11 protein-coding genes are annotated in these 11,471 nt (G+C 66.5%); 6 read left to right on the plus strand and 5 right to left on the minus strand.

What is annotated here, in order from left to right; all coding sequences use genetic code 11:
- Positions 1-72 precede the first annotated feature (72 nt).
- Together AC0L6G_RS16345 and AC0L6G_RS16350 are read left to right on the plus strand one after the other, a co-directional pair.
- On the plus strand, positions 73-1,548 hold the full coding sequence (locus AC0L6G_RS16345) for an alginate export family protein (protein ID WP_473252654.1): 1,476 nt from the start codon (positions 73-75) through the stop codon (positions 1,546-1,548).
- 246 nt (positions 1,549-1,794) lie between these two features.
- Entirely contained in the window at positions 1,795-2,202 is a 408-nt protein-coding gene (locus AC0L6G_RS16350; RefSeq protein WP_473252655.1) for a DUF2177 family protein, read from the plus strand.
- Positions 2,203-2,208: 6 nt separating this feature from the next.
- On the opposite strand, the gene AC0L6G_RS16355 is transcribed toward AC0L6G_RS16350, so the two are convergent.
- From AC0L6G_RS16355 to AC0L6G_RS16365, 3 genes are read right to left on the minus strand one after another with little or no spacing between them, the layout of a single operon-like run.
- Positions 2,209-3,048 carry a DUF1295 domain-containing protein gene (locus AC0L6G_RS16355; RefSeq protein ID WP_473252656.1) on the minus strand — a complete coding sequence of 280 codons (840 nt, stop codon included), beginning with the start codon at positions 3,046-3,048 and terminating at the stop codon, positions 2,209-2,211.
- Complete coding sequence (gene chrR / locus AC0L6G_RS16360; RefSeq protein WP_473252657.1) at positions 3,009-3,647, minus strand: cadmium/peroxide/UV radiation responsive anti-sigma factor ChrR; 639 nt, start codon at positions 3,645-3,647, stop codon at positions 3,009-3,011. Before chrR ends, AC0L6G_RS16355 begins: the two co-directional genes overlap by 40 nt.
- Positions 3,644-4,222 (minus strand): sigma-70 family RNA polymerase sigma factor, encoded by a 579-nt coding sequence (locus tag AC0L6G_RS16365; RefSeq protein ID WP_473252658.1) that lies wholly within the window; start codon positions 4,220-4,222, stop codon positions 3,644-3,646. The genes chrR and AC0L6G_RS16365 overlap by 4 nt, the downstream gene beginning before the upstream one ends.
- A 163-nt stretch (positions 4,223-4,385) precedes the next feature.
- Between AC0L6G_RS16365 and AC0L6G_RS16370 the strand changes: the two genes are divergently transcribed.
- The 3 genes from AC0L6G_RS16370 to AC0L6G_RS16380 are packed head-to-tail and all read left to right on the plus strand — an operon-like array spanning position 4,386 to position 7,783.
- Positions 4,386-5,723 (plus strand): NAD(P)/FAD-dependent oxidoreductase, encoded by a 1,338-nt coding sequence (locus AC0L6G_RS16370; RefSeq protein ID WP_473252659.1) that lies wholly within the window; start codon positions 4,386-4,388, stop codon positions 5,721-5,723.
- Complete coding sequence (locus AC0L6G_RS16375; RefSeq protein WP_473252660.1) at positions 5,720-6,523, plus strand: DUF1365 domain-containing protein; 804 nt, start codon at positions 5,720-5,722, stop codon at positions 6,521-6,523. Before AC0L6G_RS16370 ends, AC0L6G_RS16375 begins: the two co-directional genes overlap by 4 nt.
- Before the next feature lie 36 nt (positions 6,524-6,559).
- Positions 6,560-7,783 (plus strand): class I SAM-dependent methyltransferase, encoded by a 1,224-nt coding sequence (locus AC0L6G_RS16380; protein ID WP_473252661.1) that lies wholly within the window; start codon positions 6,560-6,562, stop codon positions 7,781-7,783.
- A 186-nt stretch (positions 7,784-7,969) separates the two neighbouring features.
- Here AC0L6G_RS16380 and AC0L6G_RS16385 read toward each other — a convergent pair whose 3' ends face one another.
- Entirely contained in the window at positions 7,970-8,839 is an 870-nt protein-coding gene (locus AC0L6G_RS16385) for an NmrA family NAD(P)-binding protein (RefSeq protein WP_473252662.1), read from the minus strand.
- A gap of 119 nt (positions 8,840-8,958) precedes the next feature.
- On the opposite strand from AC0L6G_RS16385, the gene AC0L6G_RS16390 reads away from it, so the two are divergent.
- Entirely contained in the window at positions 8,959-9,687 is a 729-nt protein-coding gene (locus AC0L6G_RS16390) for a TetR/AcrR family transcriptional regulator (RefSeq protein ID WP_473252663.1), read from the plus strand.
- A gap of 82 nt (positions 9,688-9,769) precedes the next feature.
- Here the strand turns inward: AC0L6G_RS16390 and AC0L6G_RS16395 are convergent, their stop codons facing one another.
- On the minus strand, positions 9,770-11,248 hold the full coding sequence (locus tag AC0L6G_RS16395; RefSeq protein ID WP_473252664.1) for a S10 family serine carboxypeptidase-like protein: 1,479 nt from the start codon (positions 11,246-11,248) through the stop codon (positions 9,770-9,772).
- Positions 11,249-11,471: the final 223 nt, after the last annotated feature.

Below are 11,471 nucleotides of genomic sequence, written 5' to 3' on the forward strand. Positions count from 1 at the left end.
CCGCTCCCGCCTCTTCACGGAGACCGAAGCGGACGGGGGGGGGGGGGGGCGCAGATCTCTTGACGAGATGACATGACCCTGCGTCCCACCTTCCGTCGCCGCCTGCTGACCGCGGCGGCTATCGGCGCCTCGTTGATCGCCCCTTCTGCGCTCGCTCAGACCGCCGCGCCGACCGAGGCGGCTCCGACAACCTATCCCCGCAAGGCCACGGGCGTCGGCGCCGTCATCGGCGGCTATGCCGAGAGCCGTTGGGCCGAAAACTGGTCCGCCCTGCGCGATCCGGAAGAACGCGACGACTGGCTCGACGACCTGAAATACATCCCTCTGACCGGCGACGGAGATGTCTGGCTGAGCCTGTCGGGCGAGATGCGAGCGCGGACCGCCTGGTTCTCCAGCCCCGGTCTGCGTGACGCGCCGGATCAGCGACTGGATACCCTGCGTCTGACGGGCGGGGCGGATCTGCGCATCGGTCGGCACGTCCGCTTCTATGGCGAAATGACCCATGCCGGCGCCGGCGGCGACAATATCGGCAATCCGGTCGGGGCCATCCGCAACGACCTGGTCGCGACCCAGGCCTTCGTCGACGTGAACGGCGAAGTCGGCGGATACGAGATCGGCGCCCGCCACGGACGCCAGTTCTTCACCGACGGCTCGCCCTATATGGTCAGCACCAGGAACGGCGCGACGGTGCTGACGCCGTTCCAGGGCACGCGCGTCTGGATGCGGGGGCGCTATTGGCGCGCCGACGTCTTCGACTTCGAAACCGTCAGCTTAGGCACGAGCGGGCTGGACGACGACCGCGCAGACGACGCCGAACGTTTCAGCGGCGTCACGGCCAGCGTCGCGGTCCCGCGCGACTGGTTCGGAGGGTCGGAACTGTTCTTCGATCCTTTCGTCTGGCGCTACGAAAGCGATGCCCGCCGCTGGGGCGCGACGACGGCGGCCGAGGATCGCGACTATCATGGGGCGCGCCTGTGGGGTCAGGCGGCCGGGGTGACGATCGACTGGGCCGTGGCGCGTCAGACGGGGCGCTATGGATCGCGCGATATCGACGCCTGGCATCTCTTCACCCAGCAGAGCATTGCGGTGGGGCAGGGGCAGTCGGCGCCCCGCGTGGGCCTGCGCTTCGACTACGGCTCGGGCGGCGGGGCCTATGACGACGGGCCGATGAAGAACGCCGTGACGCCCCAGGGCGTGCCGATTTTCTACAGCTACCAGAATGTGTTGAACCCTGTGAACATGATCGCCCTGGCCCCCAGCGTCAGCGTTCGGCGCGGCCCCGTCACCTATACGGCCGAGGTGCAAGGCACATGGCGAGCGTCACGAAGCGACGCCGTCTATCGCGCGACGGATTTGCCTTATGCGGGCACCCAGAACGTGGATGGCCGCCGCGTCGGCGAGATCTATCGACTGCAGGTCGCCCATACCCTGTCGCCGCGCACCAGTCTGCTGGCCCGCTACGAGCATCTGGCGGCCGGACCGGCCCTGACGGATGCTGGGTATGACAGCGCCAACTATATGACGGCCTGGGTCAACTTCCGCTTCTGAATGAGGATCAGGTTGTCAAAAACGCTTGAGCTCGAAGCGGCTGCTGCCGGAGTTCCGCTCATGGCGGATTCCGTCGAAAAAGGCAGTTGCTGGCAAGTGGCATGAGGGCCCCGCCCTGGTTAACTCAGGTCGGACCGGCGGCTGTGCCTTTTCAACGAAATCGGCGCAGTTCTGTCATTTATGTTCATGAGATCGATCCATCAGTCCCTTCCGGTCGTATGGGGCAGAAGCTTATGGAACTGTGCCATGAACATAGCTGCACCTTACATTGCGACCCTCATCGTCTTCGCCGTGATCGACACGGCTTGGCTCGGCAGCATGGGGAACCGGCTTTATCGACCGCTGATCGGCTCCATGCTGGCGGAAAATTTCAGATTGGCGCCGGCGATCGCCTTCTATGCGCTGTATGCGGCGGGCCTAACGCTCTTTGCCGTCTTGCCGGGCCTTGCCGAAGGCGGGTGGAAGAAGGCGCTGCTGTGGGGCGGGCTGTTCGGCCTGTTCGCCTATGGGACCTACGATCTGACCAATCTGGCCACGCTCAAGAGCTGGAGCTTCAAGCTGTCGCTAATCGACATGGCTTGGGGCGTCTGCGTCAGCGCCGGGTCCTCAGCGATCGCCTGCGCCCTGGCCATGCGGGTCCTGCGCCTGGCTTAGCGCTGATCAGCGATGGGGCGGGCGAAGAAAGAACCGGCTAGTCCGGGCGGCGTAGGCCGCGAAGGCGTCGGGCCGAGAGCGGCGCATGTGGGCCTCTAGCAAGGGGACGCCCGATACATGGTTCAGCAGCCAGTAAATGTAGATAGGTCCTGTCAGCGCCAGCCAACCCCAGGGCCAGGCGCCGCTGACATCAATGGCGAATACCGGCCAGGTGCACCAACCCAGCCATTCGAAGAAGTAGTTGGGGTGCCGCGACCAGGCCCAGAGGCCGGCGTCACAAACGCCGCCTTGATTGGCGGGATCATGCTTGAAGTCAGCTAGCTGATGGTCGGCCATGCCTTCGCCCAGCAGGGCGGACACGAAGATCAGCGTCGCGAGACCATCTTTTGGGGCCAGCCCGGGCGTCGGGTTGCGCGCCGCCAACAGGACGCTGAGCGCCAGGAAGGCGGCCGCGCCGGCCTGTAGCATCAGGAAGCCGAACATTTTCGCCTCGAAGCCGTCGCCCCATTCCCTGCGCAGCCGGGCGTAGCGCGCGTCCTCGGTTTCGCTGGCGGCGCGGCGGGCGATGTGCAAGCCCAGCCGAAGTCCCCAGAGCCCGATCAGGACGGCCGTCAGCCATTGGCGCTCTGACGGCGCCGCGCTGCCGAGAGGAAACAGGGCGACGCCGACGCCCGCCGCACCGAGGCCGAAGGACCAGAAGGCGTCGGCCCAGCCGCCCTGACCGGTGCAGCGTTGAACTGCCCAGGCCGCGCTCATGACCAGAACGAGAAACAGCGCCGCCGCGAACCAGAGCGGCAGCAGGGCGATCACAGTCGCACGAAGGGCTGCATCAGCCGTCCCAGCCATCCGTCGAGCTGGATCTCGCCATCCAAGGCGACGACGCAGAGGCAGGGAATGTCCGACACCACGCGCGGCTGGTGCAGGACGTCGTGGTCGGCTTCCTCCAGATCGCCCACGTCGAAGCGCTCGGTCTCGGTGGCGTAGGCGCCGGACAGGACACAGGTCAGTTCGACCCCGCCATGGGTGTGACGCGGCGTCTCACGCCCCGGACCGATCTCCAGCAGGATGACCCGGCAGGCGCCGTCGCGTGGGGCATGGACGTCGCGCGCCCGGATGCCCGGGCCGATCCAACGCCACGGCCCGAGGGCGTAGCGCCGCAACGGCTCGGGCAGTTCGGGCATGTCGTTGAGCGGCGCTGGCGGCCTGGCTTCGCCTGCATCGGTTTCGATCAGCGCCATGGCGCGGGCCAGAGCGTCTGCGGACAGGGCGATCGGCGCAGTCTCCTCCAGAAACTCACCGCCGACGGCCTGAAGATGGCGAACCCAGGCGTCGTTGGCGGGTCGCAGGGCCAAATGAGCGGCGACGACCACGGCCTCGGGCGGGCTGAGCGAGCCGACTGCGTAGGCGAGCAGTCGCTCTTCGGACGGGTTGTGATTGGGGTTCATCGGGGCGCCTCCTCGGATGGTTCGAGGATGAGGCGGAGTTTGATCATGGCGTTGCGGATACGTGATTTGACGGTGCCCAGGGGCAGGTCGAGCCGTCGGGCGATTTCGGAATGAGGGCTGTCCAGGAAGAAGGCGAGGCGCAGCACCTCGACCTGATCGGGTTTGAGACGCGACAGGGCGTCGCGAATGCGTTCGGCGTCCTGTAACGCGGACACGATATCGTCGGGTCTCTGCACTTCGGTTTCGAACAGGGCGATTTCGGGCGTCGGCAGGGCGCGGGCGTCGCGGCGCAGCATGTCGAGCCGGCGGTTGCGGGCGATGGTGAAGATCCAGGTCGCCGCTCGGGCCTTGCGGGCGTCGTACAGGTCCGCCTTGCGCCAGACCGTCAGCATGGCGTCTTGGGCGAAGTCCTCTGCGGCGGCGGCGGGCGCGCCTGATTTGATCAGCCAGGCCTTCAATCTTGGCGCATAATGGCTGAACAGCTGGGCGAAGGCTTCGCGATCTCGCCGCAAGGCCACCGCCTCGATCAGCCGGTCATGCGCAAAGGCGTCCTGGGAGGGGCGGTCCCCGCTCATGGGGCGCCGGGTCTTGTCGGACGGTTTGAAAAAGGTGGTCTCGACATACATGCAGCCTAATACGCATCGGCAAAATGTCTGGATCATTCGCAATCCGATCGCGACGTCTTTGCGTAATCCGACCAGGCCCGCAGCGACCGTGCGGGCGCGTTTCGGAGCCGTCATGCCGCATTCGTCCGCCCGCCCGTCTGACGGCCCGCTCAAGATCGCAGTCGTCGGCTCGGGCGTCGCCGCCCTGTCTTCGGCCTGGCTTATGTCGCAGCGCCACAGGGTGACGATTTACGAGAAGGCCGATCGTCTCGGCGGGCATTCCCATACTGTGACCGCAGGGGCGGCGACCGGGACTGTCGCCGTCGACACCGGCTTCATTTGCTTCAACGACGCCACCTATCCCAATCTGATCGCCCTGTTCGAGCACCTGGGCGTCAAGACCCGCGCGACCGATATGTCTTTCGCCGTGTCGCTGGACGACGGTCGGTTTGAGTACGCCGCCCCCGGTCTGTTCGCCCAGCGCCGCAACGTCTTGCGTCCGAGGTTCTGGTTCATGTTGGGGGAAATCCTTCGCTTCTACCGCGAGGCGCCGATTGATCTGGGCGGGTTGAGCGACCCCAACCTGACGCTAGGCGATTATCTGAAGCGCGAAAACTTCAGTGAAGCCTTCCGCGACAGCCATCTGCTGCCGATGGCGGCGGCGATCTGGTCTTCGCCCGCCGATACGCTGATGGACTATCCGGCGGAGGCCTTCATCAGGTTTTGCGGCAACCACGGGCTGCTCAAGCTGGTTGGGCGTCCGTTATGGCGCACGATCGAGGGCGGCAGCCGGGTCTATGTCGAACGGCTGGCGCGTGAGATCGACGACGTGCGGCTGGACCACGGCGTGACCGCGGTGCGCCGGGTCGATGACGGGGTGGTGGTCCATGACAGCCAGGCCGGCGTTGAACGGTTCGACCACGTCGTCATCGGCGCCCATGCCGATCAGGCCCTGGCCATGCTGGCCGAACCGACGGATCGCGAAAGGGAAGTGCTGAGCGCCTTCCGTTACAGCCGAAATCTGACGGTGCTGCACACGGACGCTGGCCTTATGCCGCAACGCCGCCGCGCCTGGGCCAGCTGGAACTACATCGGCGCCGACGACGGCTTATGCGTCACCTACTGGATGAACAGGCTTCAGGGCCTGCCGGGGCAGGACCTGTTCGTCACCCTGAACCCGCCGCGTCCGCCGCGCCCTGATACCCTGCTGCGCAGTGAATTGTACGAACACCCCATCTTCAACCCCGCCGCCGTTCAAGCGCAGAAGCAGCTGTGGAGCTTGCAGGGACAGGGCGGGATCTGGTTCTGCGGGGCCCATTTTGGGGCGGGTTTCCACGAGGACGGTCTTCAGTCGGGTCTCGCCGTGGCCGAACAGCTGGGCGGGGTGCGGCGGCCTTGGTCGGTCGAGAATGAAAGCGGCCGCATCCACCTGTCGCCGTCGTCGGCCAGCATGATGGAGAGGGCGGCGTGACCCAGGCCTCCGCTCTTTATCGCGGCGGCGTCATGCATCAGCGGCTGCGACCCAGGGCGCATCGCCTGAACTATCGCGTGTTCTGGATGCTGCTGGATATGGCGGAGATCGACGAATTGGACCGGCGGCTGCGCCTGTTCTCGCGCAACCGTTTTAACCTGCTGTCCTTCCACGACCGGGATTACGGCGATGGCTCCGATGTGGCGCTGCGGGCGCAGATCGTGGCCTTCCTCAAACGCGCGGGTGTCGACATCGGCGAGGGGCCTGTGCGCCTGCTGACGATGCCCCGCGTGTTGGGTTATGTCTTTAATCCGATCAGCCTCTACTACTGCCATCAGATCGATGGTCGTCTGGCGGCCATGGTCTATGAGGTGACCAGCACATTCGGCGTACGGCACGCCTATGTCATTCCGGTGCCGGAGACGGACGGAGCAGCGGGCCTGATCCGGCAGGGCGCGGCCAAGGCCCTCTATGTCTCGCCCTTTATGGAGATGCAGATGGACTACGTCTTTCGCGGGCACGCGCCAGGCGACCGGCTGGACATGTCCATCGACGGCGTGGACGCCGATGGGATTTTGATCAACGCCGCCATGTTCGGCGACCGTAGTTCTCTCGATGACAGGACCTTGTGGTCAGCCGTCCTGGCTTTCCCGTTGATGACCCTCAAGGTCGTGGCCGCCATTCATTGGGAGGCGCTGAAGCTCTGGCTCAAGGGCGTTCGCCTGACGCGCCAGCCGCCGCCGGCCCGCGATCCGGTCACAATCCAGCGGCGGGCGCGAGAGAGCCATCTCGCGCGTTGAACATCCGCCGCCCCAAACACAAGGTCGCACGACGACATGACCACCACCTTCTATGGCGAGCGTAACGACCAGCGGACAGCGTCTCCGGTTCTGGGTGTGCTTGTGCGTCTTCTGTCCGCCAACTGGACCTGGGGACGGCTCACCCTCGTTCTGCCGGACGGCAGCCGTCATCAGTTGGCGGGCCAGACGTCCGGTCATGCCGCCCTCCTGACCATCCGCGATCCTCGCTGCGCCGCCCGCGTTCTGAAGAACGGGGATATCGGCTTTGCGGAAGGCTATATGGCTGAGGAGTGGGACACGCCCGACCTGGCGATGCTGCTGGAGACCCTGGTCAACAACTACGACCATATTCGACGCCTGTTCGACGGCAACCCGCTGATGAAGCTGGTCAACGGGATCGGGCATCGGCTCAACCGCAACAGCCGCCGTGGATCACGCCGCAACATCCATGCCCACTATGACCTGGGCAACGCCTTCTATGGCGCGTGGTTGGACCCTTCGATGACCTATTCCTCGGCGCGTTTCGAGGCGTCGGGGCAGCTGTTGCAGGACGCCCAGCGCGCCAAGTACGCCGCTTTGGCGCGGATGATGGACCTGCAGCCGGGCCACAGCGTGCTGGAGATCGGCTGCGGCTGGGGTGGCTTCGCCGAGTTCGCTGCGCGAGAGGTGGGGGCCGTGGTCACCGGTGTCACCATCTCTCGCGAACAGCACGACTATGCGCGTCGATGCCTGTTCGAGGCGGGCCTGTCCGACCGGGTGGACATCCGGCTGATCGATTATCGCGACATCCAGGGCCGGTTCGACCGTGTCGCTTCCATCGAGATGTTCGAGGCGGTCGGGCGCGAATACTGGCCGACCTATTTCCAAAAGGTCCACGATGTTCTGAAGTCCGGCGGCCGCGCGGGTCTTCAGATCATCACCATCCAGGACGACCTGTTCGAGGAGTACGACGCCCGCACGGACTTCATTCAGAAGTATGTCTTCCCCGGCGGCAGCTTGCCGTCCGAGGCGAGGCTGGCGTCCGTGCTGGCGCAGGCTGGCCTGCGCGAGATAGGCGTCGAGCGTTTCGGCGGCGACTACGCCGACACCCTGGCCGAATGGGCGCGACGCTTTGAGGGCGCCTGGAACGATATCGTCCGAAGCAATGCAGGGTTTGATGAGCGCTTCCGCCGTCTCTGGCGCTTCTATCTCGCCTACTGCGAGGCCGGCTTCCGGTCGGGTCGGACCGATGTGATCCAGATGAGCCTGACCCGCGACTAGCCGTCGCGTGTTACTTACCCTGACTGCTGTCACCCAACTGATCGACAAGGCGGATACGCCAACCGCCTGGGAGTTCCTGGAGCTCGATCCGATCCGCCAGATGCCAGGACCGAACACCTAGCTTTATTTGACGATAGTGCGGCGCAATGCCTCTCGGTTGCATTTATCTGAGGCGATCGTAGGCCCTCACTTCCCCCCGAACTCCTCCGCGAGCACCTGGCTCAGGCTGGTCGCCGGCCGTCCGATCAGCGCGGGAAGCGTGGGATCGACCGCACCGAATTCGCCGGCGCGGCTGGCGCGGAACATGCCGAGGGAAATCCTGACGGCGGGCGCCCGCAGGCCCCGGCGCGTCAGCCTGTCCTCCATCTCGGCGTCGGAGATTCGTTCGCGGCGGATCGCGCGGCCGGTGATCTTTCCGGCGATGGCGGCGATGTCGTCGAGGTCCAGCGCCTCCTGCGCCGTCAGCGGCGGGGTCGGACCCTCGAACCGGCCGGGCCGGGCAAGAATGGCGGCGGCGGCCTCGGCGAGGTCGGCGTGGGCGGTCCACGAAACCTCGCCATCCTCGGGAAAGGCGAGGACTCCCGCCTCGATCCCGTCGCGGACCATGTCCACGATGCTGCGGGCATAGAAGCCGTCGCGCAGGGCGGTCCATGCCAGGCCGCTCTCGCCCAGCATCCTCTCGGTCGCGTGGTGGGTGTGCATCGGCGGAAAGGCCGATGTCGCGCTGGCCCCCATATGGCTGGTGTACACCAGCCGCCCGACACCGGCCGCCCGGGCGGCGTCGATGACGTTGGCGTGCTGCGCCAGTGGGTCGCCCCCCTGCGCGGCTGCGTTGGACGAGATCATCAGCACCTGTTCCGCCGCTTCGAGGGCGCGGCGCAGGCTGTCGCGCTCGCCATAATCCGCCTGGACGACGCGCACGCCCAGGACTTTCAGGTCCGCGGCCTTGCCCGGGTCGCGGACGCTCGCCGTGATCTGCCCCAAGGGCACGGATGACAGCAGCGCCTTGACGATGGCATGGCCGAGCTTGCCGGTGGCGCCGGTGACAACGATCATGGGAGAATCCTTTCTGCCGCGAAGGCATTATCAGTGATATTGCAAACAGATTAACATTGATAATTGCCGATAGCAAGATACTGATATCGCCGTTAACACCTCCGGCCTATGATGCGCCCATGACGGCGAACGACATCGACCACTCCGCAGAAGTCTCCGACATGCGCGGCCGCATCCTGGCGGCGGCTTCCCGCCTGATCGCCGAAGGCGGCGGCGAGGCGGCGACCACGCGGGCCGTTGCGGCGGCGGCCGGAGTACAGGCGCCCACTATCTACCGCTTCTTCGGCGACAAGCGCGGCCTCCTGTCGGCCACGGCGGAATATGAACTGGCCCGGTACGTCGCCGGAAAGGAGAACCACGCCCCGCATCCCGATCCCGTCGAGCAGCTGCGGCAGGGCTGGGACGCCCATGTGGCCTTCTGTCTCTCCAATCCCGGCCTTTTCGCCATCCTGATCGGCGATGCGATTGCGACCGGCGGCTCGGCGGCTGCGGCATGGGGGCGGGAGGTTCTTCGCCGGACGATCCGGCGGATCGCGCAATCCGGCCGCCTGACGACGAGCGAGGAGCGGGCGCTGGCCCTTGTGCATTCGACCGCGACGGGCGTAGTGCTCACCCTGCTTCAGCAGCCGGAGACAGCGCGCGATCCTGGCATGTCTGCCTTCGCGCGCGACACCGCGATCGGCGCAATCACTCGCGCCGCCGATGATGGCCCGTCCGCCGGTGAGCGCCGCCCCCAATCCGCGGCGGCCGAGCTGCGCACCGCGCTGGATGGCGTCGCCGGCCTGTCACCCGGCGAGCGGCATCTGCTTGGCGAACTGCTCGACCGTATCGCAGCGGCAGGCGCTTGAGCATTCCGCCCCACCGGGCCGATGGCTGCGATGCGGATCAGCCAATGGTTTGGCCCCGATGTGCACACCCAGCGCTGCTCAGTTATCTTACGAAGTTCGCGATGTCCGTGCTGAACTGTAGTCTCGAGGCGGCGTCCCGGTAGAACATGTGCCCGCCCTCGTAGCATCGGAAGGTCATGGCGACCTGGAGCGGCGCGGGCAGACTCTGCTCCAGCGCGGCGTCGGCGGCGCAGCTGGCGAGCGAGTCGTATCGGCCTGAAGTCACCAGAATCTTCAGCGTCGGCGACAGGGCCAGGGCTTCCTCGGCGGCGGGAAGGGCCGGGCCGATGCGGGGCGGGCCGCCCCCGCGACGAACAGCCTCGCCGATCGCCGCCTGAACCGCCTCGGGGCTGGGGTTCTCGAGCGTAGCGTAGTTCCAGCGGGCGCCGACGCTGGCGGGGAACCGGTCGTAGGGGGCGTAGCCGACCTGCACGTCTTCCAGCCCGACATAGGCCAGGTCGGTCACATAGTTCAGGGTGCGGCGCAGATAACGGTCGATGGCCTTGGTGAAGCCGTTGCGCGGGCTTTCGGTCAACCGCATGTCGAAGATGTTCAGGATTTTGCCCTGATCCTGAAGCAGGCCGCGAAGGTGCTGGCGCGGGGTGAAGGTCAGGGAGGCGCGGTCGATCTGGTCGACCGGAACGCCGGTGAAACGCGATAGCTGGCCGATGACGGCGTCACGCTCTGCATCCGACAGTTCGGCGCGGCGCGCCAGGGCCGGGGCATAGGTGGTCCGCGCCCAGCGGTCCGCGGCGGCGCGGGCGGCCTCGGGCGTGGCGCCCAGTTCGGCGGGCAGCTTGCCGTGGAACAGGGTGATCGGAGCAAGGTCCGCGACGTGCAGGGCGGCGGCGGTCTCGGCCGGCAGGCGGACGGTGTTCAGACCCGTGCCGCCAGAGATCAGGATCAGCCCCTTGATCGGCACGCCCTGCGTAATCAGCCGGTAGCCCACGCTGGCGGCGCGACCGGCGCCCCAGCTCTCGCCGGCCAGGAAGACGGGACGGTCCTGGGCGTCGTGCAGCAGCAGCCAGGCGCGAACGAATTCCGCAACCGAGGCCACGTCGCCGACCGTGCCGTAGAATTCGTCGGCCGCGGCCTTGCTGGTCGGGCGGCTGAAGCCCGTGCCGATCGGATCGACGAAGACCAGGTCCGCGCTGGTCAGCCAGGTTTCGGCGTTGTCGACCAGGTGGTCGCCCTCGCCGCGACGGGGGCCGGCGACCTCGAAATGAAGCGTGGCGGAGTTGGCGCCAGGGCCGCCATTCCAGACGAAGATCAGGGGCCGCGGTTCAGAGCTGGGCACGCGATAGGCGACATATCCCATGAAGCCAAGCGGTTCGGCGGTCTCGACGTCTCGAATGGGAACGCGGCCGACCTCGGCGACATGATCCAGACGACCGTGCGCCAGCCGGATGGATAGAGCGGTCTCCACCGGCGCGGGCTCGTCGCCGGCGAGGGCCGGGAAGGCGGCGCCGGCTATTAGGGACACGATCATCGCGACGCCGCTGATCCTTGCGCGAAAACCCATGGCGCCACTCCTCTTCTGGACCGACAGCGTAAGCGGCGCGCGTGGAAAGGGTTATGCAAACTTGGCGTTGCGCCCCGCATCGGGGGCATGAATCCGGGGTCCATGCGATCCGTGACGCATAGGTGTGGCGCAGGCGACTGGTTGTCGTCGGCAATATCTATGCGCGCGTCTGACGGGTTTTTGACGCGGTCCGCGCTCTGCGGCCCGTCGTCTCTCCGTGGGC

This window comes from Brevundimonas sp. D3-1P (genome assembly GCF_055809335.1).